The organism is Bacillus sp. 22-7, assembly GCF_010628845.1.
Lineage (GTDB): Bacteria > Bacillota > Bacilli > Bacillales > Cytobacillaceae > Cytobacillus > Cytobacillus firmus_B.
Genome location: NZ_NJQY01000007.1, coordinates 184,767 through 210,076 on the forward strand (window position 1 = coordinate 184,767; position 25,310 = coordinate 210,076).

General features: G+C 38.8%; 25 protein-coding genes and 1 pseudogene. 10 read left to right on the plus strand and 16 right to left on the minus strand.

The window, feature by feature from the left end; all coding sequences use genetic code 11:
* Window positions 1–10: 10 nt before the first annotated feature.
* The 11 genes from CE058_RS06860 to CE058_RS06910 all read right to left on the minus strand — a co-directional run bounded on the left by CE058_RS06860 (window position 11) and on the right by CE058_RS06910 (window position 11,233).
* The gene (locus tag CE058_RS06860; protein WP_071156505.1) at window positions 11–886 is read right to left on the minus strand and encodes a PTS system mannose/fructose/sorbose family transporter subunit IID; all 876 of its coding nucleotides are present in this window, start codon (window positions 884–886) and stop codon (window positions 11–13) included.
* Window positions 876–1,652: a PTS N-acetylgalactosamine transporter subunit IIC gene (gene agaW, locus CE058_RS06865; RefSeq protein WP_163141513.1), complete on the minus strand. Its 777-nt coding sequence runs from the start codon at window positions 1,650–1,652 to the stop codon at window positions 876–878. The genes CE058_RS06860 and agaW overlap by 11 nt, the downstream gene beginning before the upstream one ends.
* Window positions 1,653–1,672: 20 nt before the next feature.
* Window positions 1,673–2,146, minus strand: a complete 474-nt coding sequence (gene agaV, locus CE058_RS06870; protein WP_163141515.1) for a PTS N-acetylgalactosamine transporter subunit IIB — start codon at window positions 2,144–2,146, stop codon at window positions 1,673–1,675.
* A gap of 20 nt (window positions 2,147–2,166) precedes the next feature.
* Window positions 2,167–3,336, minus strand: coding sequence for an SIS domain-containing protein (locus CE058_RS06875; RefSeq protein ID WP_163141518.1), 1,170 nt, complete (start codon window positions 3,334–3,336; stop codon window positions 2,167–2,169).
* A gap of 32 nt (window positions 3,337–3,368) precedes the next feature.
* A complete protein-coding gene (locus CE058_RS06880; RefSeq protein WP_163141521.1) occupies window positions 3,369–4,280 on the minus strand; it encodes an ROK family protein in 912 nt (303 codons plus the stop codon).
* A gap of 138 nt (window positions 4,281–4,418) precedes the next feature.
* Window positions 4,419–5,150 (minus strand): GntR family transcriptional regulator, encoded by a 732-nt coding sequence (locus CE058_RS06885; RefSeq protein WP_163141524.1) that lies wholly within the window; start codon window positions 5,148–5,150, stop codon window positions 4,419–4,421.
* 335 nt (window positions 5,151–5,485) lie between these two features.
* Window positions 5,486–6,319 (minus strand): carbohydrate ABC transporter permease, encoded by an 834-nt coding sequence (locus CE058_RS06890; protein ID WP_163141527.1) that lies wholly within the window; start codon window positions 6,317–6,319, stop codon window positions 5,486–5,488.
* A gap of 14 nt (window positions 6,320–6,333) precedes the next feature.
* Window positions 6,334–7,287, minus strand: coding sequence for a carbohydrate ABC transporter permease (locus CE058_RS06895; protein ID WP_396389129.1), 954 nt, complete (start codon window positions 7,285–7,287; stop codon window positions 6,334–6,336).
* Window positions 7,288–7,343: 56 nt separating this feature from the next.
* Window positions 7,344–8,594 carry an ABC transporter substrate-binding protein gene (locus CE058_RS06900; protein ID WP_163141533.1) on the minus strand — a complete coding sequence of 417 codons (1,251 nt, stop codon included), beginning with the start codon at window positions 8,592–8,594 and terminating at the stop codon, window positions 7,344–7,346.
* Between the two features lie 218 nt (window positions 8,595–8,812).
* The gene (locus tag CE058_RS06905; protein ID WP_163141536.1) at window positions 8,813–10,087 is read right to left on the minus strand and encodes a Gfo/Idh/MocA family protein; all 1,275 of its coding nucleotides are present in this window, start codon (window positions 10,085–10,087) and stop codon (window positions 8,813–8,815) included.
* Between the two features lie 93 nt (window positions 10,088–10,180).
* Window positions 10,181–11,233 (minus strand): LacI family DNA-binding transcriptional regulator, encoded by a 1,053-nt coding sequence (locus CE058_RS06910; protein ID WP_163141539.1) that lies wholly within the window; start codon window positions 11,231–11,233, stop codon window positions 10,181–10,183.
* Between the two features lie 336 nt (window positions 11,234–11,569).
* Here CE058_RS06910 and CE058_RS25260 point away from each other — a divergent pair, with 336 nt between their 5' ends.
* The 5 genes from CE058_RS25260 (at window position 11,570) to CE058_RS06935 (ending at window position 16,176) form a co-directional block, all read left to right on the plus strand.
* Window positions 11,570–11,899 (plus strand): branched-chain amino acid transport system II carrier protein, encoded by a 330-nt coding sequence (locus CE058_RS25260; protein ID WP_227888055.1) that lies wholly within the window; start codon window positions 11,570–11,572, stop codon window positions 11,897–11,899.
* Between the two features lie 291 nt (window positions 11,900–12,190).
* Window positions 12,191–12,868 carry a response regulator transcription factor gene (locus tag CE058_RS06920; protein ID WP_163141545.1) on the plus strand — a complete coding sequence of 226 codons (678 nt, stop codon included), beginning with the start codon at window positions 12,191–12,193 and terminating at the stop codon, window positions 12,866–12,868.
* Entirely contained in the window at window positions 12,868–14,247 is a 1,380-nt protein-coding gene (locus tag CE058_RS06925; RefSeq protein WP_048008882.1) for a sensor histidine kinase, read from the plus strand. The genes CE058_RS06920 and CE058_RS06925 overlap by 1 nt, the downstream gene beginning before the upstream one ends.
* A 215-nt stretch (window positions 14,248–14,462) precedes the next feature.
* On the plus strand, window positions 14,463–15,497 hold the full coding sequence (locus CE058_RS06930; RefSeq protein WP_048008883.1) for an ABC transporter permease: 1,035 nt from the start codon (window positions 14,463–14,465) through the stop codon (window positions 15,495–15,497).
* A gap of 1 nt (window position 15,498) precedes the next feature.
* Complete coding sequence (locus tag CE058_RS06935) at window positions 15,499–16,176, plus strand: ABC transporter ATP-binding protein (protein ID WP_163141548.1); 678 nt, start codon at window positions 15,499–15,501, stop codon at window positions 16,174–16,176.
* 57 nt (window positions 16,177–16,233) lie between these two features.
* On the opposite strand, the gene CE058_RS06940 is transcribed toward CE058_RS06935, so the two are convergent.
* Entirely contained in the window at window positions 16,234–17,901 is a 1,668-nt protein-coding gene (locus CE058_RS06940) for a M4 family metallopeptidase (RefSeq protein WP_048008885.1), read from the minus strand.
* 417 nt (window positions 17,902–18,318) lie between these two features.
* Here CE058_RS06940 and CE058_RS06945 point away from each other — a divergent pair, with 417 nt between their 5' ends.
* Both CE058_RS06945 and CE058_RS06950 read left to right on the plus strand, forming a co-directional pair.
* Window positions 18,319–20,229: a CoA-disulfide reductase gene (locus CE058_RS06945; protein WP_163141551.1), complete on the plus strand. Its 1,911-nt coding sequence runs from the start codon at window positions 18,319–18,321 to the stop codon at window positions 20,227–20,229.
* A 131-nt stretch (window positions 20,230–20,360) separates the two neighbouring features.
* Window positions 20,361–20,693 carry a hypothetical protein gene (locus CE058_RS06950; RefSeq protein WP_163141554.1) on the plus strand — a complete coding sequence of 111 codons (333 nt, stop codon included), beginning with the start codon at window positions 20,361–20,363 and terminating at the stop codon, window positions 20,691–20,693.
* A 50-nt stretch (window positions 20,694–20,743) separates the two neighbouring features.
* Here CE058_RS06950 and CE058_RS06955 read toward each other — a convergent pair whose 3' ends face one another.
* Both CE058_RS06955 and CE058_RS06960 read right to left on the minus strand, forming a co-directional pair.
* Window positions 20,744–21,394 carry a YdeI/OmpD-associated family protein gene (locus tag CE058_RS06955; protein ID WP_163141557.1) on the minus strand — a complete coding sequence of 217 codons (651 nt, stop codon included), beginning with the start codon at window positions 21,392–21,394 and terminating at the stop codon, window positions 20,744–20,746.
* A 22-nt stretch (window positions 21,395–21,416) separates the two neighbouring features.
* On the minus strand, window positions 21,417–21,869 hold the full coding sequence (locus CE058_RS06960) for an SRPBCC family protein (protein ID WP_163141559.1): 453 nt from the start codon (window positions 21,867–21,869) through the stop codon (window positions 21,417–21,419).
* 176 nt (window positions 21,870–22,045) lie between these two features.
* Here CE058_RS06960 and CE058_RS06965 point away from each other — a divergent pair, with 176 nt between their 5' ends.
* Window positions 22,046–22,444: a nuclear transport factor 2 family protein gene (locus CE058_RS06965; RefSeq protein WP_163141562.1), complete on the plus strand. Its 399-nt coding sequence runs from the start codon at window positions 22,046–22,048 to the stop codon at window positions 22,442–22,444.
* 394 nt (window positions 22,445–22,838) lie between these two features.
* On the plus strand, window positions 22,839–23,828 hold the full coding sequence (gene guaC / locus CE058_RS06970; protein WP_163141565.1) for a GMP reductase: 990 nt from the start codon (window positions 22,839–22,841) through the stop codon (window positions 23,826–23,828).
* Between the two features lie 157 nt (window positions 23,829–23,985).
* Here guaC and CE058_RS06975 read toward each other — a convergent pair whose 3' ends face one another.
* Together CE058_RS06975 and CE058_RS06980 are read right to left on the minus strand one after the other, a co-directional pair.
* A complete protein-coding gene (locus CE058_RS06975; protein ID WP_163141173.1) occupies window positions 23,986–24,162 on the minus strand; it encodes a hypothetical protein in 177 nt (58 codons plus the stop codon).
* Window positions 24,163–24,304: 142 nt separating this feature from the next.
* On the minus strand, window positions 24,305–24,754 hold the full coding sequence (locus CE058_RS06980; RefSeq protein ID WP_163141568.1) for a GNAT family N-acetyltransferase: 450 nt from the start codon (window positions 24,752–24,754) through the stop codon (window positions 24,305–24,307).
* Between the two features lie 243 nt (window positions 24,755–24,997).
* Between CE058_RS06980 and CE058_RS06985 the strand changes: the two are divergent.
* Window positions 24,998–25,270 (plus strand): annotated as a pseudogene (locus CE058_RS06985) (DUF2089 family protein); the annotation flags it as partial.
* Window positions 25,271–25,310 lie beyond the last annotated feature (40 nt).

Here is a 25,310-nt window from a genome sequence, read left to right on the forward strand (position 1 = left end):
TCACTCCCGTTTAAAGAATGGTGCCGAATGGGAATGGTATCTTGCCAATAATGCCAATAACAACTGTAATCAGAATTAAAATAACAGGGGACAAGCCTCTTTTTAGCAAGTAATACATTAATAAGGTATAGCCTAACGGCAGCATGTTTGGCATGATCTTATCCAGCAAATCTTCCTGCAGGGCAATTTCAGCTTTGCCTGCATGAATGACCAGATTTGCCTTTAACTGCACAAATGAGGCAATAAGCCCGCCTACCACTGTCAAGCCAACGATAGAGGCAGCATGAGACACTTTCTTGGTGTTTTCTTTTAATGAGCTGATGGCATTGGTTCCAGCGTTATAGCCATATCGCATAAGACCGAAGCGCAGTCCAAAATGGACGACATTGAATATAATAAGGAACACAAGTGCACCTATTGGATTGCCATCTGCTCCGAGCGAAGCACCTATACCAACACAAATAGGCAGAAGTGTTAACCAAAACAAGGCATCCCCGATACCACCCAGGGGACCCATCATGGCAACCCGGATAGCACGTATGGTATTCCGGTTTTGTTTTCTTTCCTCCATTGCGAGGACAATTCCCATAATGATGTTTACTAGAAAAGGATGGGTATTAAAGAATTCCATATGGCTTTTCATTGATTCACTAAGGTCATGCTTATTTTTGTGAACCTTCTTTAGCCCTGGAAGAATAGAGTATAGCCAGCCTGCTGCCTGCATTCTTTCATAGTTGAAAGATGCCTGAAGCAATAGTGAGCGCCAGACCATTTTGTTGAGGTCTTTTTTTGTAATTAACTGTTCGGCTGAAGAATCTTCATAAAACTCAGGATTGTTTGCCTGAACAGAAATTTCCGGTTCAATCGCTGCATTTTCAGATGCCACGGCCTCTCGCCCCCCTCATAGCAGCTCCCTGGCCGCCAGATGTTTTATAAAAATCATACATAGCAATTGCCAGACCGATTAGCGCGACAGCAATAATCGGCATTTGTAAATAAGTAACAAGGATGAATCCAACTATAAAATAGGCAATATACTGTTTCTTCAGCATAATTTTCAGCAGCATGGCAAACCCAATGGCTGCCATCATACCGCCAGCTGTACCGAGACCTGCAATGATCCAGGCAGGAAGTGATTCGACTACACTCTTGGCTGCATCAGCTCCAAAGTAGATTGGAAGGAATGCAACCACAAAATAGAAAACGAATAGTGTTGCTATTCCAAGGTAATTAATCCTGTCGATTCCTTTTGTATTTGCTTCTTCGGCATATTTGTCAGCTTTATGCATGACAGGTGAAAAGGCCGTAAACATTAATGTGATACAAGCCTGGACTGCAACGGCAAATGGAACGGCAACTCCTATTGCAACCTGAGGCTCCTGCCCAGTTAAAATCGCAAATGCTGTACCAATTATTCCGCCGATTACAACGTTTGGAGGCTGAGCTCCTGCAAGCGGTACCATTCCTGCCCATACTAATTCAATTGCAGCCCCGGTCATCACACCAGTAGGCAAATCGCCTAGAATTAACCCAACAATGACTCCAGTTACAATGGGGCGGTGAATGTGAAACAAACCGTTAAACAAATCGATGCCGGCAATACCTGCCCAAATGGCAATCAACAATGCCTGAAGCAATATTTCCTGATCCATCCTTCACACCATCCTTTCCCTTAAAGGAATTTATAAATGTCATCTGGCCTTTCATCAGGAACACGGCGCACTTCGAGTTTCACACCATGTTCTTTTAGTTTGCGGAATGCTTCTTTGTCAGCATCATCAATAGAAACGGTCGAGTAAATTTGTGTCTTCCCTTCAGAATAGTGCATATTTCCAATATTCACTTTGTCGATCGGAACACCTCCTTCAACCAGCCTCAGAACATCCTGAGGAGTTTTAGAAACTAAGAAGATATTTTGATCTTCAGATGCTTCATGAATAATGTCTGCAGTTGTCTGGATCGAGAAAAAACGGACACCGATTGCTTCAGGGACTACCATTTCCATTAAGTCTTGCTGTACTTCATCTTCAGCAACCTCATCATTGGCTACAACAATTAGGTTAGCCCCAAGGTGATTAACCCAGGTAACACCTACCTGACCATGGACAAGACGGTTATCAATTCGAGTCAATAAAATGTTTGGCACTTTGTATTCCCCCTGTTTTTTTAAAAGTTATATATGTTAACTCCTTTAACTACCCTATTAACCATTCCGGTTGGGCTAGGGTTATCAGGTGTCACACCCAGGTGGATGGAGTTAAACAAAGCAAATAACTGACCGATAACTAAGTAATTCAAAGCAACCAGATGATCATCTAGGCGAATATTTTCCTGCTGAGGAATAATAAAAGCACAGTCGCATATTTCTTCGATTTCTTTATCATTTGTATTTGCAGCAGCCACAACTGTTTTACCGCCTCCGTCATTCTTTAACTCTTTTAATAAATCAATCTCGTATTTCCTTGTATAAGGATCATTGGATAGGAAAACAAATATCAGCGTTTCGTCATCAACCAGTGACTTGGGACCATGTCTAAATCCAAGAACCGATTCATGAAAAGTTGGTATTTTTCCGGATGTAAGTTCAAGATGCTTTAAACTTGCCTCCTGTGACAACCCTTTTAATGTTGACGAACCAAGATACACAACCCTTTTCTTATTGAGGCTGACAAGATTCTTAACCGTTTTATATTGCTGGGTTAATATTCTTTTTGCATTCTCAGAAACTACTTCTATTTTTCTCTTAAACTCTTCCAATCGATCCAATTGGAAAGTCAGAAGAGCGGATATGTACATACAGCTAAAAGAGCTGGTCATTGCAAAGCCCTGGTCATTTGATTCTTCTGGCATTAGAAGGACCAAGGTATTCTCATCTTTTCCAGCTTCTTTTGCAAGCTGTCCTTCAGGATTGCATGTGATGATAATTTGGCTTATATTGTTAATCAGTTTCTTAGCTAAAAAGTATGTGGCAACTGATTCAGGACTATTTCCGCTTCTAGCAAAGGAGACAAGCAAGGTAGGAACTTCATTCTTAAAATAATTTAAGGGATTGGTAACAATATCGGTAGTCGAGATTGAGTCAATTTGATTAGGGAGTTCTTTTCGCAATACAGGCGATAAAGTATCCCCTACATATGCAGATGTCCCTGCTCCAGTAAAAATAATCCGTGCCTTGTTGGAATGAATCTTTTCGCTGATAAAATCCTCAATTTCCACTTTTTGTTTTTCAATAATTCCAACTGTCTGAAGCCAAAGATCTGGTTGTTGATAAATCTCTTTTACAGTGTGTTTAGCCCCTTTTATTTCTTCATCATTTAAACTTTTCACAAAACTCATGGTTTTTCACTCCGTTCTAGTTATCTACTTTGTTATGATGGATTCTTTTCCAGCCTTTGACTCTCAGCTGTATAAAGACATCCGAATAATCCAGCATCACCTTTCAACTTGCTTAACTGAATCCTTTCCTCAATCCCTTTTTGAAGCGGATTTTGCACCATGTGTTTTAGTTCCTGCTTAATAAGAGTTAAGAATTCAGGCTGGTTAATAATAACGCCTCCACCCATCACCACTAAATGAGGATCAATTAAAGTAAAAATTTGATGTAATCCTCTTGCTATGCACTTTGCAGCTCTTTGAATTATTTTCTCTGCCATAGGGTCTTTCCGATAATAAAGATCCATAACACCAGCTGAGGTTAATTGCGGATTTAATAATTTCTTCGCACTTTCCCTAATAGCAGTTCCGGAGGCAAGATTCTCTAAACTTATGAGATCATCACCATTCTCTAAAAGAGTCAAACCGATTTCGCCAGCAATTCCAGCTCCGCGCAGAAACTTGCCTTCTGATAAAAGACATGCGGAAATACCAGTGCTAACCGTTACATATGCAAAGGTTTCCTTTTCCATCTTCCATTCAATCCATTCGCCATAAGCTGCCATGTAAACATCGTTATCCATCGCTATTTTTGCATTAGGAAAGTATTTTTTGATTTTGTTTTTAAGTGGAAAATTCCTCCACGGAAGATTATTTTGATAAACAGCAAGACCATTTACCGAGTCCACCTTGCCTGGAATCCCCAATCCAATTAACCTGATTTCTTCAGGTTTTAGTTTTTCGGCTTCCATTATTTGAAAAAACAAGGCAAGTATACAATCAAATAATGCATTTTCATCAAGTGATACACTATCAGCCTGCATTCGATGTTTTAAAGATTTTTCTTTATTAGAAACCAAGGCAGAAGCAATTTTTGTACCGCCTATGTCGGCTACTAATGCTGTCATTATTCCTTCTCCTTTCTATATAATCTTCTCGGTTATTTTTATTATTCATTATTAACAGTCAATGGGTAGTCGGGTTGTTGGTACAAGTTGAAAGAATATTTAACTCATAGCCTTGGAACTATGAGTCATTAAAATCAGTTATGTTAGTTCTGTATAAAAACGGCAGCGATCCCCACGTACAATAGATCGGCAAAACTCAACAGGGTTTCCCTCTTTATCAAATGCTGTCCTTTCCAGTAATAAAGCCGGGAGACCTTCCTTGGTCTGAAGATGCTCGCTTTCATCTGCACGGATTAAAACAGGCTCAAAGGCTTCTTTGGCACGTGTGATGACAACATTGAATTGCTGTTCGAGCAAATCATATAACGAAACTGGACCAATTTCATTTAATTTGGCCATATCTGGGACAGTTTTTTTCGTAAAAAAGGATGATTCAAGTATTATGGGTTCATTATTCGCACATCTCAACCGCTTTAATTCAATGACACATTCATCACCTATCATTTGCAGCCCTTCTTTAATTTTTGCAGTGGGCTTGACTTCACGAATATCTAGAATAATATCTTTTGGATTCATTCCATGTTCTTTAAGCACTTTGCTAAAACTATAAAAACCCATTAGAGGCTGCTGAAACTTTGGCTTTGATACAAACGTGCCTTTACCTTGAATTCTGTACAAAACCCCATCCTGAACAAGTTCTTCGATCGCTTTTTTGACTGTATTCCTGCTTACTCCATACTCATCCATTAATTGATTCTCAGAAGGAACTTTATCTCCTGTATTCCAGTTGCCATTGTCAACCGATTCCCTTAAAATCTCTTTAAGTTGATGATAAAGCGGGATAATACTATCATGCTGCAAATGTTTCATTTAACTAAATTCCTCCGTGTTTATGCTTTAGGAAACCTAATGTTAGAAAATTTAATTAAATTATATCATTACCTGTTAACGTGTCAACCCAACAACCCTATTTTTTCTTTACTCTTTTCCGACAAATTTTTTTTGTATGTTATATTTTTACAGTGATTAATTTCACAGATTATGCAAACTGTCCTATTAACCATAAGCACATTTTATTTAAATATTTCCAAAACCCATTCTAAATAAATTAGGATGGTTGTAGGGTTAGGTTTAATAGGTTTAATAGGTTTAATAGGTTTAATAGGTTTAATAGGTTTAATAGATCTAATAGCTAATGTGCTCCCTTATTTCCCTCCCGTAACAGCAATCCCTTCAATAAACTGCTTCTGCAGGAAGATAAACAATATCAGCATTGGCAGGATGGCTAAGAAAGATCCAGCCATTAGAATTGGGTAATTGGTCAAAAACTGCCCCTGAAGTGAGGATAATCCCACTGATAGAGTCATAGACTCAGGAGAACTATTGACAATCATCGGCCACATTAATTCATTCCAGCTCCAGAGTGTAGTAAAGATCCCAAGAGCAATTAGACCCGGCTTTGCAAGGGGGAGCATCACCTTCCAATAAATTTGGAAATGATTGCAGCCATCAAGTCTGGCTGCCTCCTCCAATTCTTTAGGAAGTCCCATGAAAAACTGCCGCAATAGAAACGTGCCAAACGCGCTGAATAAACCGGGTACAATAACTGCCTGCAGAGAATTGAGCCAGCCTAATTTCACCATAATCATATATTGAGGCAATAGGAAAACTTGCCCAGGCACCATTAAAACAGTAAGCGCTAACAAGAACAGAATGTTTCTCCCTGGAAAATCAATTCTGGCAAAAGCGTAAGCAGCTAATGAACATAGGAACAATTGGCCAATTGTCCGCAGAACTGTAATAATTACGGTATTGTACATAAATTTGAAAAAGGGCAGGAGTCCAAATACCTCTTTATAATTTCCCCACTGAAAATCTTCAGGAATCAAAACCGGGGGTACTTGAATCGATTCAGCATACGTCTTTAACGAGGTAAGGATCATCCATAAGAAAGGCAGAACCATTGCTGCAGCCCCAATAATCAGGATGAAATGGAAAAGGAATGTTCTACTTGTAATAAGCTTATGTGCTCTGTCCATCGGCATCACTCCCTTTAATCATAATGAACCCACTTTTTCTGAAGAACCATCTGGATGGCTGTAATTATTAAAATGACCGCTAATAAAAGAACTGCAATAGCCGCAGCATATCCTTTATCGTTTAGTACAAATGCATGCTGATAGAACAAATAAACAATGGACTGTGTACTTTCAAGCGCCGTGCTGCTTTTTCCAATCATCATGAAAATCAAGTCGAATACTTGAAAGGCACCAATCAGTGACATAATGGACACAAAGAAAATAACTGGTGAAAGCAGCGGCAGTGTAATTTTAAAAAACACAGTGACAGGACCTGCCCCATCTATTTCTGCTGCCTCGTAATACATCTTTGGAATGCCTTGCAGCCCTGAAAGGAAAATGACCATATTGTAGCCAATACCGCTCCAAATCGCTACCGCAATAATCGAATATAAAGCAATTTTAGGATCACTTACCCACTGCGGCCCTTCAATTCCGACCAAGGATAATAAATAATTAAACATCCCGTAGTCTGCGTTATACAGCCATTTCCAGACCATCGCAATGGCAGCTGGCATAGTAATGACTGGTAAAAAATACAAAGTCCGGTAAATAGATTTACCTTTAATATTCTGATTTAAAAGAACAGCCACAATAATGGACAGGAAAATTCCAATCGGCACGGTAAAAATGATATAGATGCTTGTGTTTTTAAATGCTTGCAGAAGAGTTGCATCCTCAAGCAATCTATTATAATTGTCTAAGCCTGTCCACTCATACTGTCCAAATGCACCCCATTCGGTGAAGCTAAAGTAAAAATTCTGAACAATGGGCCAGAGATAAAAAATAAACAGTCCCAGCATTGTAGGTGCAATCATAAGATAAGCCCAAAAATAGTCTGAACGCTTCCTTGTTTTGGCGAGGCTCGAAACTTTTATCCTTTTGGCTGATTTTACTTCTGTCTGAAGAGGTACTTCCTTCAAAGTCATCCCACCTTATATAAATGGAAGAGAAGAATAGCAAAATCCTTCTCTTCAATTAGTAATTACTTGGACAATGCCTCCTTTGCTTTCTTTGTCAGCTCTTCTGCTGCTTCTTCAATACTTATTTCCTCACTCCAGGCCTTTTTAAGTACATCTGTTTCGTACTGCCAGATTTCCCCTGTGTTTTCCACACTTGGCAAAGGAACTGAATATTTGGCTCCATCAATAAATGCCTGAAGGTTTAAATTAGGGACTGATTCTTTCCATGCATCCTGAGTACCATTAAATGCCGGAATGACGGTTCCCGTTTTGGCAAAGACTTCTGCTGCTTCTTTTGAACCAAGGAATTGAACAAACTTCCAAGCTTCTTCTTTATGTTTTGTATTCGAAGATATTACATTGGAAAGCCCGTGAATAGAAACGGCACGCTTTTTCCCTTGTGGAACTACCGCTACATCTAAATCGGGATTTTTCTTATATTCAGGAACCATCCAAGGACCATCAAACATCATCGCTATCTTTCCAGATGAGAATAATTCAGAAGCAGCCGTTTCGGTCATCTGCGCTTGAGTTGGAGAGAGTCCTTCTTTAATAAAGCTGACATTGTATTTTAATGCCTCGATTGCTTCAGGTTTGTCGAACCCTGCGGATTTGCCATCCTCAGAAATGATATAACCGCCATTTTGCCAGATGAAATCATAATATCCGCCTTGATTGCCCATTAATGCCGCATAGCCCCAAATTCCTTTTTCTTTGTCAGTCAGCTGTTTCGCAGCTTCCTTCAATTTTTCCCAATCCCATGTTTCATCCGGGTAGGATACTCCGGCTTCATCAAAGATTTTCTTGTTATACCATAGCCCAGTTGTATCGTAATCTTTTGGAATCCCATAAATATCTCCATCTACCGTGTACAGATCAATCAATGATTCCGGATAATTTTCTAGGCTATAGTTGTCCTTCTCCGCCATTTCACTTAATGGAAGAATGACCTTCCCTTCTGCATACTGAACAACGTGTGCTCCATTCATCCATAAAACATCTGGCAAAGCACCGCCCGTTGCCGCTGTTTCAAGCTTTTGAAAGTATTGGCCATAAGGTGTGATTTCTGTCTTCACTTGAATGTCCGGATATTTTTCATTAAATAACTTTATAATTTCTTCAATCGCAGGAACCTGCTTTTTATCCCAGAATCCATACGTAATCTCAACCTTGCCATCTTTTCCTCCGCCGGATGCTGCATTATTATCACTGCAGCCTGATAGGCCAATCACACCTAATACAACGGTTAATAGCATGATGATCCATTTCTTCATCCCATTTCCCTTCTTTCCTAAAGTTTTTTGTTTACCTAACTCAAAACATAAGGGTTTATCTCTAGATGAATAAAAATTGTTATGGACGAAAGTTATTTAAAACGTTTACCACCCCCTTGGATAACGTTTTCCAAGCACTCAGGTTTCTGCATTAGGATATAATCTTAACTGGTCAAAATATATTGCAACAGTGCTTAAAGAGCTGTGTTTACAAACTTTTAAACTTGAATATTCCCTACTAAACCATGATAATATTCATCTATATTGATAGATTGACCCTGGTTTAACCGTGACTCTTCCGCTGCAAATGCCATTAGATGACTTCTTACAGATGCGGAAACAGAAGAAACACTGTCCTCCTTATTGCCATTCCGGACTTCTTCCAGGAATAGTCTCATAATTCCACGGTCTCCTCCGCCATGGCCGCCTACTGGCTGATCAAAATGAATCACTGTTTCCTGCCTGGTTAGGAAATCAAAAATTGAGATTTTATTTTCTTCCATGTTTCCTCGGATTTCACCTTTGGTTCCCATTATTTGAACGATTCGAGTTTGTTCTCTTGTAAAACCGCACATGCTGAAGGCAGCGGTTGCTCCTCCCTCAAATTCCATATTGACAACCTGATGGTCGACGACATTATTATCTGAACGATATACACACTTTCCATAAGGCGTTCTATTCAAGGCTTCAATTATGCCTTCATTTGTATAATCTTCTGTAAATTTTTTTGACCAGCCTCTTCCTTCACCGAGGTAATACCGGCCTGCATGGAATGGACAATCAAGCTCGGCAGGACATCCATCCAAGCATCGCAGCGGGGCTCCTTCCGGGGCATTTTCCGCTTTAAAATGCATCAGGGATCCATACGAACTTAATAGTTTACATGGTTTTCCCAGTACATATGAAATGATATCCATGTCGTGACATGACTTCTGGAGAATCATCGGACTTGATTTTTCTTTGTTATTCCAATTGCCTCTTACAAAACTGTGTGACATATGCATAACTTCTACATTTTCATTTAATTGAAGAGATACAACTTCACCAATCTCCCCTCTGGAAATTACCTTTTTAATAGCTTTCCAAAAGTCGGTATACCTTAGCACATGACAGATCGTCAGCTGCCGGTCATATGTTTTAGCTTGTTGTTCCATTAATATACATTCTATCGGATCTGGTGACATTGGTTTTTCCAGGAGGACATGATACCCTTGCTCTAATGCTCTCATGGTCACTTTGAAGTGATTTCTATCAAGGGTGCAGATAATAGCAATATCGGCAATTTGTTTGTCCAGCTGTGAGATCTCTTCCCATGATTCATAGCAATTTTCATTTGGAATTTGATGTTCTTGCTGAATTCTCCCTCTCCTTTCCTTATTGGGTTCTGCAACAGCAACAATCTTTAATTCATGCGGATAATCGAGTGCATAAGGTGCATATGCTCTCGCCCCTCTGTCCCCAGCTCCTATTAGGAGCGCTGTCATTGCCTTCATGAAAATTTCTCCTCTCTATTAAGCCAAATAAACCCGGAAAATTTTCCGAATTGTATCCAAACGTTTTCCAAACGCTTTTAAAAAAAGAACCGGTTAGGTCCGTTTTTTTGAAGATGTTGATTCACGAATAACTAACTCAAATGGTAAAATAATTTTGATTGGCAGAACTACTTTCTCCTCTACCATTTCCATAATCGTTTTAGCTGCCATTTTTCCCATTTCATATTTAGGGATTTCTACTGTAGATAGCGGCGGTGACGAATATTTCCCCATTTCTATATTATCTACTCCAAAGAAAGCAATATCTTCGGGAATTCTTAATTTATTTTCTATAACTGCTCTCATTGCAGCTAATGCCATTAAATCACTTGCACAAACCATAGCTGTCGGCAAGTCTCCCGGACTGCTTTTAAGGAGCTGATTCATTCCCTCATAGCTGTTTTCCATTTTCCATCTGGTATTAATAACCCATTCATCTCGAATTGAAAGGTCTGCTTCTTTCATAGCAGATTGATAACCCTTAAATCTTAATTCTTCCTTCAAGTTATGGAAAGATTCATTAATTCCCCCTCCGATAAAACCAATATCACGATGACCCAGACTCACTAAATGCTGGACAACTTTTTCCAAAGCCGCCACACGGTTATAATCTATAATGGCAATATCTTTATCGGAATAGTAGAAGTCAAGTCCCACAACAGGAATTGTTTGCTGTATGTAGTCAATTAAGCTCTCATCAATGCTGTCGATCAGCAGCAGTCCTTCAATCCCGAGATCGTGAATGGTTTTAAGAAGAAGTGCTTCATTTTCAATTTCATCCTTTGTAATACTTATTAATGTATAATCATTTTCCGTTAAAGTATCACGAATACCAGTATAGATATTAGAAAAGTATGGATTTAATTCAGCCTGTGTAGGATTGGCTACCCAGCCAATTTTCATTGTCCTGGCATCACTTTTATTTTGTCTGTTGCTGACCAGATTTCTTGCATGCTGATTGGGTGTATACCCCAGCTCTTTGACAGCCTGCCAGATTTTATTCCTCGTTTCCTGGTTAACATTCCGTGTCTGGTCATTCTGAATGACTCTGGAAACAGTAGAAATAGAAACGCCAACATACTCCGCAATATCCTTTAATCTAACCACAAAACACACCTCTAGGCTGTAACTTCCTGCAGTAATCGCCGGAATTTTTTGAATTTAAGTAGACTATATCACCTGAATTTGTTTTAAGTCAATAGCTTTTAATATTTATTTCGTTTTTAAATTCTCCTTCCAGCCTGTATTTACACCCTATAAAATAGTAGCATTAAATTCTTTATCAAAAAGGATGCTGCACATCTGGACTCCGAAGTTCCCGTTGTAAAGGCAGCAAATATTTCTTTTTCCTTTGGCAAAGAAGCAATTTCGGCTTCTAAAGTGTGATTTATGATGTTTGTTTTTGGTATATTAAAACTCTCGATATTAAAACCTTCTAAATAAATATTAAACCACCAATCGCAGCAATATGAGTTAGGCTTTATGCAGATGTACAGTGCAGAAGGCCGGCTGTCTTTATTCTTGTTCTCAGTTGTTTTCTTTTGCTTATCCTATATACTTAGCATCAATCCTATAAGGATCATTGACTATATTGGCCAGTCCCTTACACCTGCATTACTTGGCGTTCTCGCCATCCTGCTTATTCGCCTTTTTTTACACCAGTTTCAGAAAAGTTCCTGCCAATCCTTTTCTAAAGGTGGCAGGAAGAATATTCACATTGGATGCAATCGCTGCTTTCGCGCTTGGGATTGTCTTCAGCAATGGATTAAATAATTGAGTAACAAAGAAAAAGGATATAATTTATGGAACCATTTATGCTGGCCTTATTGCAGTAAGTGGCATACTCATCGTTTATCATCATATTTTCAAACGGCGGTTATGCGGCAGTAATCGTCCAATCCATGTCACACGGGATGTCTTGGCTGGACTATCTCCGGCTGTTATCGGTTATGTCTTGGATTTTAACCGTGAGAATGTGGTTATAGGTCTAAAAATTAGCACATTTGTAAGTGGGATGATATTTTCTATCTGTGAATGCTATTAATTGCATAAGGGGTTTTTAAAATGATTAATATTCTAATTGTCGATGATGATATCAATATTATAAACCTTGTTGATGTTCATTTATCTGAAGCAGGTTATAAAGTATACAAAGCTCAGGATGGAATCAAGGCTTTGAGCATCTTAAGCAAAAATAAGATTAATTTAGCAGTTGTGGATGTGATGATGCCATATATGGATGGTTTCTCCTTAACAAGAAACATCCGTCAGGAGTATGATATTCCTGTAGTCCTTTTAACTGCTAAAAATCATATTGAAGATAAGGAAAAAGGGTTTCAATCCGGGACAGATGATTATATAGTCAAGCCTTTTGAACCAAAAGAATTACTTTTTAGAATCCAGGCTTTGATGCGGCGGTATAATAAAAAACATGATGAATCAATCATTCGTACAGGAAATACAACGATAAATAGAAAAAGCTATGAAGTTCAAATTGGGGAACGAACGATATTTTTACCCTTAAAGGAGTTCGAACTATTGTATTTTTTCATTTCAAATCCTATGCAGGTGTTTTCCCGGGAACAGCTGATCGAACAGATCTGGGGTTTGGATTATGAGGGCGATGAACGAACTGTAGATGTTCATGTAAAAAGATTAAGAGAAAGATTTTCGAAATTGACAGATGATTTTAACATCAAGACTGTGCGCGGGATTGGATATTTATTGGAGGCAAGGCGCTGATGAAGTCTCTTTATGTGAAATTTGTCGTGATTACAACTGGAATCATGATTTTAAGCGGATTTTTGGCATTTTTAATTTCTAATGCATATTATCAGCAAAAACTAAAACCCTATAATGATAAAAAAAATACAACAATTGCACGGGAAATAGCTGCGTTTGCTGAAGAACATCCGAATGTCAATTTGAAGGAGTACTTAGAGAACCTCTCTGCAATTGGATACCAAATTTACTTGGCAGACGATTCTGGAGGAGAAAGCTATTTTGGCGCAAAATTCAGGGATAATACCCTCCCTTCTTCTACTAAAGAGCAGGTATTAAATGGGGAAGTTTATCATGGTATTATCCATTTTCCACAAAAAACCTTTGTGACAGGCTTTTTTGCAAATGAACTAAAGAATACAATAGGTGTCCCTTTAAAGCATAATGGCATTAACTATGCTCTTTTTATTAGACCTGATATTAAGCTTCTTTTTAATGAGATGCATATTTTATTTGGCTGGCTTCTCGTTTTAATGATTGTGATAAGCATCTTGATGGTAGTTGTCAGTACAAAATATTTAGTGAAGCCGATATCTAAATTAACAGCGGCCACAAAGTCACTTGCGAAAGGAAACTTTCATGTTGAGCTTGATATTAATCGCAGTGATGAATTAGGGGAATTATCACAAAGTTTTTTGCAAATGTCGAGTAAATTAGAACAATTGGATGAGATGAGAAAGGAATTTATTTCAAACATTTCTCATGACATTCAATCACCCTTATCCAATATAAAAGGGTACACCAATCTATTGTCACAGGAATCTCTGGGTTATAAAGAAAAAACAAAATACATCTCTGTCATAAACGGTGAAATTAGCAGGCTTTCGACATTGACAAAACAATTATTGCTTCTTGCCTCATTAGATCGCAATGAAGATATTATGAACAAAAAAACATTTAATGTTGCCCAGCAAATTAAGGAACTGGTTCGAAATTATCAATGGGTTGTAAATGAAAAAGACATGATGCTTGACTGCACCTTACCAGATACAGAAATTACGGGTGACCCTTCTTTACTGAATACGGTTTGGGATAATTTATTAACGAATGCTATTAAGTATAATCATCCCGCTGGCAGTATTGAAATATCAATTGAAGAAAGCAGAGGATCGGTTTTTGTCACTTTTGCAGATACAGGGATAGGCTTGAACAAGAAAGAAATAGATAGAATATTTGACCGCTTTTACCGGGCAGATATCGCACGCACGCGTTCAGTTGAGGGGACAGGGCTTGGACTTTCAATCGCTGCCACGATTGTTAAACTGCATGGTGGACAAATACATGTGAATAGTAAAGAAAAAGAAGGCACTGCATTTGTTGTTAAATTGCCTATTCGTTAATAAAGTCATTGATTGTGTCAGGAATTTTCCGTGGGCCCCCACTGATCATGTCTGACACTTTTTGTATACTTTTCTTCACCTTCCGCTCATCTCTATGGGACCCCTATTCGAAAATGTCTCCGCCCCGCTCCCCGCAAATTTGTAACTTGTTGTTCATTTTCCGTTCATATAAGAATTATAGACTAAGGATGTCAAAGGAGATTGGAGGAGATTATATGAACATTGCATGGAAAGAAATCAAAAGAAATAAAATCCGTTTTTTAATATTAGGTTCAATCATTTTTCTAGTCAGTTTATTAACTTTTATTATTTCAGGTTTGGCAAATGGATTATCACAAGATAATGCTGCATTAATTAAAGACTTGCCAAACGGTGTATTCTATATGGATGAAGAAGCTGAAGAAACCCATAATTTTTCAAGAATAGACAGAAGTATCCAGGATGAAATATTAAGCAAATATAAGGATGCTGCAGCGCTTTCCATACAAATGGGCTTTTTGAATGATGAAAACGATAAGCAGAGAAGCGTCGCCTTTGTTGCATCCACAGAGTCAACGTTATTTGAAAACGTCAAAAGCGGGGAAATCGTGCTTGATCGTTCATTGGAGGAAGAAGGCATCAAGGTTGGAGATACCTTAAAGAATAATCAATATAGCGGCAAGTTTGTTGTAAAAGGGTTTGTGGATCAAAAGAAATATAGTCATGCCCCTGTTGCTTATATAAATTTGAAAGATTTCAAGAAAATTTACCGAGTAGAAGAAATGCAATTAATTTTCATACCCGGAGGGGATCTGACACTAAATTTTCCTGATTTACAATCATTCTCAAAGAAAGATTTTCTCAATACCATTCCGAGTTATAGTGCAGAACAGATGTCTTTAAATATGATTGTGTGGTTTTTAGTTGTAATTAGCGGAATGCTGTTTGCTATCTTTTTCTACATGATGAACGTTCAAAAAATTGGATTATACGGTATCTTAAAAGCTATTGGAGTAAAAACAAGTTCATTGTTTAAAATGATGTGGACACAGATGCTTTTTATTACAATCATTGCACTGTTACTCTCTATTACATTTAGTCAAGTTTTTAATATGATTGCCCCTAAAGGAATGCCTTTTAGTCTAACCTCTGCTACAACAGGGCTATTGTCATTGGTCTTCTTGATTATAGGGTTTATTGGAGCTACCTTATCAGGTATACAAATTAAAAAAGTAGAACCATTACAGGCGATTCAGCAAGGAGAGGTTTAATATGACTGTATTTACAATTGATGAAGTGAGGAAAACATTTTCTAATGGTGAAGTGAAGGAAGAGATACTAAAAGGAGTTAACCTTTCTCTGAGAGAAGGTGAGATAACGGCGTTAGTGGGTGCATCAGGTTCTGGTAAAAGTACACTTCTTACAATCGCAGCTGGCCTTCAGCCTGCATCAGGTGGAAAAGTACTATTTGAAGAGGAAAATATGATTACCATGAGTCCGGAGCAAGTCCGAAAAATACGGGCATGTAAATTTGGTTTCGTGTTTCAATTTGCTCATCTTGTTCCGTTTCTCACAGTAGAAGAACAGCTCATGTTAATGCTGGATGTTTCTGAGCTGAAATTAAAGAAGGATGAACAAAAAGCAGAAATTGAGAAAGTTCTAAAACTAGTTGGAATGGACCATCGGAAAAAAGCTTACCCGTCTTCATTGTCTGGCGGTGAAAAGCAGCGGGTTGCAATTGCCCGTGCAATCATCCATAAACCTAAAGTGCTCTTCGCAGATGAACCCACTGCAAGTTTGGATTCAAAAAGATCTAAAGATATTATGCTGCTAATCAGGGATTTAACGAAAACCCTAAACATAACCACTCTAATCGTTACACATGATGAAGAAATGCTTTCTTTTGCCGATCGTATAATAAAAATGAGCGATGGCCAGATTGCAGGTTGATTAAAATCGGTGAAAAGGCATTACCCGGATGAATAATGCCTTTCACCTTATATTAACCTAGTAAATCCCCACGGCATCAAATCCAGATGCAGTTGCGGTATGTTCGGTGCTGCCTTCTCCGTATAGATCAATGGCAGACTGAACAATTGCCTGGCGTGCATCACTAAAATTAGAATTAGAGGTCAAATAAACAGTTAATGCACGGTAATAAATTTTCCCCAGCTTCTCCCTGCCAATTTCCTGCCCGATCAGGTAGGCTGCATGGTTTGTAATAGAAGAATTTACATGGACTCCGCCATTGTCGACATTTAAAGGCATGTCGTAATATTCATCCATATGGGCCGGATAGACTCCGCTTCCATATGCTGCTCTTTGCGGATTACTTACGACAACACTATTTGGGTCGCTTAAGCTGCGCAATCTCGTAACACCATCAGCTTTAGCAGCCGGTGCCATAATGTCCTCGCCCATTTCCCAGTCTTCATCGTCAACCAGCACTCCAAAGACATCAGCGAAGGATTCGTTCAAGGCTCCGGATTGATTCCGGTATGCAAGGTTGGCAGTATGAGAGATTACACCATGTGTCATTTCGTGGGCGGCAACATCAAGTCCTGCCGATAATGAAATGAAGAACTCGCCATCCCCATCACCATAAGCCATATAACGGCCGTTCCAGAATGCATTGTTATAATCTGTGCCCATGTGAACATATGAATTTATTGCCATTCCTTCCCCATCGAGAGAATTGCGGTCATGCTCATTCAGGAAATACTCATATACCCTCTCAGAATTATAATGCGCATCTACTGCAGCACGGTCATAATCCCCTATGAACGCAGCCGAATTCCCGACATACAGAGCATCATTATTTGAATCCCAATCATTTTTAGAATCAAATGTAAAGATCCCATCCAGATTCTCATGAGAGTAATCGGCTAACGCAAACTTTGTCCCGGAGGCACCTTCTTTCGTTCGGGTAATATGAAGCTCCCTATGGTCTCCATTTACCCCTTTTCCGAATCCTTTCTGGGATTTATTTTCATCAGCATGCATGATTCCATTGAATTGATCAATGACTTCACCAGATTTTGCATCTACAAACACAAACCAGTTTCCAGGCTCATCTCCCATGAAGTTTACATTTACTTTATAGGCTGTATGATTTTCCCCTTCAAACGGATAGATTACAAGTTCAGAAGTTGGCTCATATGTAAGATCCTTTGGAGCACTGACAGCGGATAAAGCTGTATTTACTGCAGCATCATGTTTTAAAGCCACCGACGTGTCCACTGCTTCATCGGCAATTGCCTGATTTATTCTTCCGTTCGCGGATACTACTTCATTATTTTCATTATAATGAACAATTACTTCGGACCCTTCTACGGTCACACCATTGACTGCCTGATTAAACCTGATATGGGTCATGCCAAGCTCATCTTTTTGTACATTTTTCACTTTCAGGTTTTTATCAGGATTTTTAATACCTGTTTGATCCTGATGCTTTTTTAAATAATTTAATGCATTCGCCGGAGTGCTGGAAGAGAATTTCTCTGCAACTCTCTCTTTTACAAATAAAGGAACACTTGCTTTCTCATTCCACTCCTTGGAAGCTTGGACAGGCTGAACCTTCGCAGAATCTGCCGGCTGGGCAAAAACATTTACAGGAATGGAACCTGCCATTAACGCTGATGACAGCAATACAGGTGCAAGCAGCTTTTTTTTCATTATTTTGACCTCCTATTATTTAGATACTCTAAATTATAGAATAGGAGACTGTTAATTGAATGAATAATACGAATTATTTTTATATTGAATAAAATGTCGAATTAATAGTTAAAAATTACCAAATCTCTTTCCTTATACTAAATTATAATTAATATACAGGCCGAAACAATCATTTTATAGTTAACGGTGCTTTTTTGTCTATTCTGTGTACGCCACAATATTGTCACATAACAATAAACAAGGATTTTATCGCGCAACGTTATATACCCCGTATAGTATATAAATATAAACAATTTCTTTTAAACACAGAAGCATTAAAGGGGCTGAATGCACTTGTGAAGGAGTGAACACTTAAGCGATAAAAACGGGAATAAACCAATTTAAGCATATTTTGAAAATAGTCAGGAGGAATATATCATGTCAAAAAAAATTGTCATTGTAGGCGGAGTTGCCGGTGGTGCTACTGCTGCTGCACGATTAAGAAGATTAGATGAAAAGTCAGCGATCGTCCTGTTTGAACGGGGTGAACATATCTCGTTCGCCAATTGCGGCCTTCCCTATTATATCGGTGAAACCATTAAGGACCGGAATAAGCTTCTAGTGCAAACGCCAGAAGGTATGAGCAAAAAATTCAATCTGGATATCCGCAATCTTTCAGAAGTTATCGGAATAAGCCGTGAACAAAAAACAGTGGAAGTCAAAAACCTCCGAACCGGTGAAATATATGAGGAATCATACGACACTTTACTTTTATCACCGGGAGCAAAACCAATCGTGCCTCCTATTGAAGGACTATCAGATGCGCAAAATGTTTTCACACTCAGGAATATTCCGGATACAGATAAAATAAAGGCATTTGTTGACGAGCAGCATCCGGAACGGGCTGTTGTGATTGGTGGAGGATTTATCGGGCTTGAAATGGCAGAGAATTTGGCTAAGCGCAGGATTCAAGTTACAGTGGTGGAATTAGGCAAGCAGGTGATGGCCCCTATCGATTATGAAATGGCCACTATTGTTCATTCTCATCTCATTGACAAAGGAGTCGATTTGATATTAGAGGATGGAGTCAAGGCGTTTAAGCAGAATGGGAAAACCATTGAACTGGCAAGCGGGACAGAGCTTTGCACGGACATGGCGATTGTATCCATAGGGGTAATACCTGAAAATAAGCTGGCCCTCATGGCAGGGCTAGATGTAGGACAGCGCGGGGGAATTTTGGTAAACGAGTATCTGCAAACGGATGATCCAGATATTTATGCCATTGGCGATGCCATTGAAGTGAAGGATTTTATCAATGGAAATGCAGCCATGATTCCTTTAGCAGGCCCGGCTAACCGCCAGGGAAGAATTTCAGCCAATAATATTTACGGGAAGCAGGAAAGGTATAAAGGGACACTCGGTACATCCATTGCCAAAGTATTTGATTTAACCGTCGCATCCACAGGCATCAATGAAAAACAGCTGTCACAGCTGGGCATGAAATATCAGGCTGTGCATATTCATCCAAGCTCCCATGCAGGGTATTATCCAGGAGCCGCTCCAATCAGTTTAAAGCTGCTCTTTAGTCCCGATACAGGAAAAATCTATGGTGCACAGGCAGTTGGAGAAGATGGAGCAGACAAACGAATTGATGTAATTTCCACAGCCATAAAAGGGAATTTGACTGTGTTTGATTTGACCGAAATTGAGCTTTCCTATGCTCCGCCATTTTCATCTGCAAAGGATCCTGTCAATATGGCAGGATATGTGGCGGAAAACATCATGAATGGCGACACGGTTACCGTCCAGTGGAATGAAATCGATGAAATCGTTGAAAATGGCGGTCTCCTGATCGACGTCCGGGAGCCAATCGAAAGGGAGATGGGCTATATTAAAGGTTCTATTAACATTCCGCTGAGTGAAATACGTGAACGCCTGAGTGAACTCCCTAAGGACAAAACGGTTTATGTTTCATGTCAGGTTGGGTTAAGAGGCTATTTGGCTTCCCGTATTCTTAAAGAAAATGGTTTTGTTGTGAAGAATCTGGATGGAGGCTGGAAAACATATGCAGCTGTTCATCACCAGAAAAAGAGAGCCATCAATCCAGATCACAAGGAGCACATTCATCCATCTATCACCATAGATGCAGCCGGGTTAACCTGTCCCGGGCCAATTATGGAGGTTCATAAAAATATAAAGTCCCTTCAGCCAGGTGAATATCTTCAGATCACCACAACTGATTGCAATTTTGTGAAAGATATTGCTTCATGGTGTGAAAAAAATGGACATATGCTGGTTCAGACTGAGCGCAGCAGCAAACAATATCAAACTACTATCCAAAAAGGGTAAGTGTTTTTCAGGATATTATGCTTGAGAAAAAGGAGGAATATCAAACTCCTTTTTCTTATGCTTAGGTTTCTAGAATAGGCATTCTGCCTTATAATATGAGATGGCATTATTAAATGGAGGTGAATGATCCAATGGGAAACATACATAATACATTTGGGTTATACAAATTCAAAACGATGAAGGAAACATCTAAGGGTGTTGAATTTAAACATGTTGAAAACGGCGAAGTCATTTATCTGCTTCCGAATAAAGAAATTACGATTGTTTTAAATCCAGAAACCGTTGAAGGCAATAAGAAACTGGAGGAAAAATCCACTGGTATGCGTCATAGTACAGTACTTAGGGAATTCCCTAAACGGGAACATACAGGAAATGGACCAATTTCCTATGGATATGCATATAAATTTTTTTCTGAAGATGAATTAGATGCATTTCTTGATGAGTTAAATACACTTAGTTTCTAAAAAAGGTCCCTGCCTCTAATTACGAAAGTAACCTGGGGCAGGAACCTTTTTTACTTCTTCTTTTGTCTAAACAAATCAACAGATTTATAACCTTGTGATAAAATATCGACCATTTGCGATTCTCGTTTCTCACGGGTTTTCTGCTGCTTAACAGAAAAAATGTAGCGAGCCCAATCTTTTTGGTAACCCGGTGTCAAATCCTGATAAAATTTCAATTCATTTGGATAATCCGCTAATAGTTTTTCAACATCTTTTACATTGTCCTGGTAATCAGCCACACATTGACTAGGAGACGATGACTTTTTCTCTTTTTTCTTTTCGCGCTTCAATCCAACAACCGTAAAGACATCATCCATACTCACCATTCTCGAGAATTTCACTTCGCTATTCTCCACATACCCATCTTCTCCTACTTTCATTGCCGGAAAAATATCATCCCTATGAACGTATGTATCATACCGTTTATTCCCTTTTTTAGGATAAGCGAAAAATAAATATCCTTTTTCAAGCAGGTGTTCTTCATTAATTATTTTTCGTGTATAAATCACCATTTCATCAATTGTTTCTACAAAGATGAAGATTGCATCATGTTCACCTGATAAAGTAGTTTTGCATTCATTAAATACAGCATAGTCACTTGGCTGGTTAAGAACAGCCAAATTATAATATTTGTTAAGCTTTAATTTATCAATGATTGACATAACATTCTGCTCCTTTATACTTTCACTTTTCTAAATAGTTTATCAAAGCATCCAAATCTTTTGCACAGGCTTTCTTAAAGGCTCCAGCCATCATCTTACCAAACAATTTCGAAAAGCCTGTAAGTCCCTTAATCTCACCAAGTAAAGTAACTTCTGAAGCATCACCTGCTGGAACGATTATGTATGTAAATATAAATTCTCCTTTGCCTGTTGTTCCTTTGGTTCCATCACAGCGCAGCACAATTTTATTGGGCTCATCGAGTTCGACCACTTCAAAATGTTCAGAAGCTTCTTTTCCAAACATTTTCCTTGTCTCTTTCCACTGACTCCCCACTTTTAATAGCCCGCTGTCCTCCCGCTCTATTCCAACTAGACCATTCATCCAGTCCTTTGCTGAATCAAGATCGATTAAAGCTTTATAAGCATTTTGTGCAGATACCTGAATGGATCTTTTCAATTCAAAATGGATACTCAAGCTAACCGCCTCCTTTGTCCCTTTTTTCTTATATATATCACAAATTAATAAAGTTCTCACTCTATATTAAGTAAGATAACTAAAAGTGATTTCCCTTATGGCAAACATATTGTCATTGGGATATCTATAAATTATACTTCAATTGAATTCATTAATGAGATGAGAGGATGATTCAAATGAGTACAGAGCAACAATCGACATCGAACCTATCACTGAAAGAGAAAGCAGTATCATTTCTGCAGCTTGTAGCATCCGGCCAAGTCCGTGAAGCCTACAAGCGTTACATCAGCCCTGATTTTTCCCACCATAATCCCTATTTCCATGGCGATGCAGAATCTCTCATGCTCGCGATGGAAGAGAATGCAAAGCAAAACCCTGACAAAAAACTTGATGTTAAACTCGCCATCCAGGAAAATGAAACCGTTGCCGTTCATTCCCATGTGAAGCAAAACCCAGAGGACCTCGGTGGAGCAGTTGTACATATCTTTCGGTTTCAAGGCGGCAAGATTGCTGAACTTTGGGATGTAGGCCAGCCCATACCAGAGGAATCTCCTAATGAAAATGGGATATTTTAATTTCAACTCAAAAAATGCCAACTGCAGCAATGTATGAAGGATCCTCCATCTGTCTCGCTACCGCTATGTCATGGCCCCTATGGTTAAAATACTGGGTGGAATAGCCCAAGCGAGATATGTCTTATGATTCATGATAGTCCGAGGAGAAGTTTTTAAGACATTATCACTTTTATGCGTTTTTACTTTAATAAGTTGAAATAATAAACAGAATTGTATAAAATTAAAGTGGTCGAACCCTCACAATTCGACCCCCTATTATCCATTGAGCTTAGGAATTTGCTAAGCTCTTTTTTAATGGTGCTTCCCTGCCAGCCTGTATAAGATCGACTGAAACTGAAAAACCTATCCTTGCAATGGCCGTACATATTCAGCTTCGTTCAATAGGAGGATTACAATGGAAAATGTATTTGATTATGAAGATATTCAATTAATTCCCGCAAAAAGTATCGTCAATAGCCGATCTGAATGTGATACAACGGTCTTCCTGGGGAACCGTGCGTTTAAACTGCCAGTGGTGCCTGCCAACATGCAGACGATTGTAGATGAGAAAATTGCCGTATACCTGGCAGAGAACGGATATTTTTATATCATGCATCGATTCGAACCGGAGAAGCGAATTTCTTTTATGAAAGATATGAAGGTACGGGGATTATACTCTTCGATCAGTGTTGGCGTCAAAGAAGGCGAGTATGAGTTTATACAGCAAATAGCTGATGAAAAGCTGTCACCGGAATACATTACTATTGATATAGCTCATGGCCATTCCAATGCTGTTATCCAAATGATTCAGCATATTAAGAAATACTTTCCTCAAAGCTTTGTGATTGCCGGCAATGTCGGAACTCCGGAAGCAGTCAGAGAATTAGAGAATGCTGGTGCTGATGCCACAAAGGTTGGCATTGGACCTGGCAAGGTATGCATCACAAAAATTAAAACAGGATTCGGAACGGGCGGCTGGCAATTAGCTGCACTTCGCTGGTGTGCAAAGGCAGCAAGCAAACCGATCATAGCAGATGGAGGTCTTCGCACCCATGGTGACATTGCCAAATCGATTCGATTTGGTGCAACAATGGTGATGATTGGTTCCTTGTTTGCAGGACATGAGGAATCACCTGGAAAAACCATTGAGAATGAGAAAGACGGAAAGCTCTATAAGGAATACTTTGGCTCAGCCTCTGAATTTCAAAAAGGCGAAAAGAAAAATGTTGAAGGCAAGAGAATTTTAGTAGAGCACAAAGGATCATTAGCAGATACGCTGAAAGAAATGGAGCAGGATCTCCAGTCCTCTATTTCTTACGCAGGCGGCAACAAGCTGGATGCCATTCGTCATGTTGATTATGTTATTGTAAAAAATTCGATCTTTAATGGTGACCGGGCTTTTTAACCCGTCCATGTGATCCAATTAATAAAACCACAGAAGATGTCAGCACTTTCCCATCAGGAAGGCATCTTCTGTGGTTTCTTCATTACCTTTTGAATTGGAAAAACACTTACGAAGAACTCCAATTTTAAAAAGCAGATATCTTATGTACACCTTGAGATTAAGACCCCATAGACTGCTCTACTGCATTTTCCCAACTCGGAAAATAATACAATGCATTTTTCATTAGCTCTGGATTTGATTTTTTTACTTGCTTCTTTCGGGGCTGTTGCCCTTCTTTTTCCAACAATTCAGAGATCCCGGTCAATACTTCTTCAACACTCATGCTTGTTTCCACATCATTCCTCCTTTTTAATTTAAACTATATAATTTCCATTTAACGAAAAATTATTCAGTCTTCCTTCATTAATATTAATTAGTGTTAAACTGGTATTCTAGCTGGTCCAAAAAAATTGCGCCAGCATAATAAAGCAATTAAATTAAAAGATTAATTTCATCCCTTCATGACTCGCTAAAAATCCCAGCCTGTTATAAAAATGATGTGCATCTTTACGTTGCTTATCAGTCGTCAATTGAACAAGACCACACCCCTCAGACCTTGCTATTGCAAATGCTTCTTTAAACAAGTCTTCCCCTACCCCATTTCCGCGGCAGCGATGATCGACCCGGACCCCTTCAATTTGTGCGCGCTTCATCCCTTGTCGTGCTAAACCAGGAAATATCGTTAATTGAAGGCAGCCAATCACCGTCTTACCGTCTATCGCCAAAATAATTTGATTTCCCTCCTGTGCTTCTATTGCCTTAAATGCTTTATAATAACAATCCGGCAGAGGTTCTTCATACCTCTCGCGCTTTGCTCCTAAATCATCATCGGCAAGCAAGCGGACAATTGCTTGTAAATCTTCTTCATTTGCTTTTCGAAAATGCATTGAAAAAATCACTCCTTCAGCGCGAAAATATTTAGTGCATCACTGATTACTTTCTATTAATATTTTATTTTCCCTTTTATTAGGATATTCACATGAAACCTCTGCGATTTCACCTAATAATTAATAATATTAAATATAAAATTAAAATTATTTATTTTTTTACTGAAAATATTTAAATTTAATTAATTATATTTTTTATTTATTGTTATATAATCAAATCAAATAAAAGGAAGGAATTTCATTATGGCTTATAAATTAATCACAGATTGTCCTGTCTGCAGTAAAACATTGAAAATTACGAAGCTGCATTGCTCTCATTGTCACACGACGATTGAAAATGAGTTTGAATTATCTAAGCTGGCTTCATTATCAAAGGATCAGCTTCATTTTGTGGAAGTATTTTTAACATGCAGAGGGAATATCAAAGAAGTTGAAAAGGAACTGGGTATTTCGTATCCAACGGTTCGAGGCAAGCTAACAGACATCATTTCATGCCTCGGATATGTGCAGAAGAGGGGATCGTGCTAGTAGATGTCAAAGCAAAGGACGGTACTGA

Coding starts and splice junctions, on each gene's coding strand:
- CE058_RS06875 (WP_163141518.1), bottom strand. CDS start 3,336: ATGAGTTTTGTGAAAAGTTTAAATGATGAAGAAATAAAAGGGGCTAAA.
- CE058_RS06905 (WP_163141536.1), bottom strand. CDS start 10,087: ATGAAGGCAATGACAGCGCTCCTAATAGGAGCTGGGGACAGAGGGGCG.
- CE058_RS06890 (WP_163141527.1), bottom strand. CDS start 6,319: ATGGACAGAGCACATAAGCTTATTACAAGTAGAACATTCCTTTTCCAT.
- CE058_RS06940 (WP_048008885.1), bottom strand. CDS start 17,901: ATGAAAAAAAAGCTGCTTGCACCTGTATTGCTGTCATCAGCGTTAATG.
- CE058_RS06935 (WP_163141548.1), top strand. CDS start 15,499: ATGACTGTATTTACAATTGATGAAGTGAGGAAAACATTTTCTAATGGT.
- CE058_RS06945 (WP_163141551.1), top strand. CDS start 18,319: ATGTCAAAAAAAATTGTCATTGTAGGCGGAGTTGCCGGTGGTGCTACT.
- CE058_RS06930 (WP_048008883.1), top strand. CDS start 14,463: ATGAACATTGCATGGAAAGAAATCAAAAGAAATAAAATCCGTTTTTTA.
- CE058_RS06955 (WP_163141557.1), bottom strand. CDS start 21,394: ATGTCAATCATTGATAAATTAAAGCTTAACAAATATTATAATTTGGCT.
- agaW (WP_163141513.1), bottom strand. CDS start 1,652: ATGGATCAGGAAATATTGCTTCAGGCATTGTTGATTGCCATTTGGGCA.
- guaC (WP_163141565.1), top strand. CDS start 22,839: ATGGAAAATGTATTTGATTATGAAGATATTCAATTAATTCCCGCAAAA.
- CE058_RS06895 (WP_396389129.1), bottom strand. CDS start 7,287: ATGACTTTGAAGGAAGTACCTCTTCAGACAGAAGTAAAATCAGCCAAA.
- CE058_RS06900 (WP_163141533.1), bottom strand. CDS start 8,594: ATGAAGAAATGGATCATCATGCTATTAACCGTTGTATTAGGTGTGATT.
- CE058_RS06885 (WP_163141524.1), bottom strand. CDS start 5,150: ATGAAACATTTGCAGCATGATAGTATTATCCCGCTTTATCATCAACTT.
- CE058_RS06880 (WP_163141521.1), bottom strand. CDS start 4,280: ATGACAGCATTAGTAGCCGACATAGGCGGTACAAAAATTGCTTCTGCC.
- CE058_RS06950 (WP_163141554.1), top strand. CDS start 20,361: ATGGGAAACATACATAATACATTTGGGTTATACAAATTCAAAACGATG.
- CE058_RS06980 (WP_163141568.1), bottom strand. CDS start 24,754: ATGCATTTTCGAAAAGCAAATGAAGAAGATTTACAAGCAATTGTCCGC.
- CE058_RS06965 (WP_163141562.1), top strand. CDS start 22,046: ATGAGTACAGAGCAACAATCGACATCGAACCTATCACTGAAAGAGAAA.
- CE058_RS06925 (WP_048008882.1), top strand. CDS start 12,868: ATGAAGTCTCTTTATGTGAAATTTGTCGTGATTACAACTGGAATCATG.
- CE058_RS06920 (WP_163141545.1), top strand. CDS start 12,191: ATGATTAATATTCTAATTGTCGATGATGATATCAATATTATAAACCTT.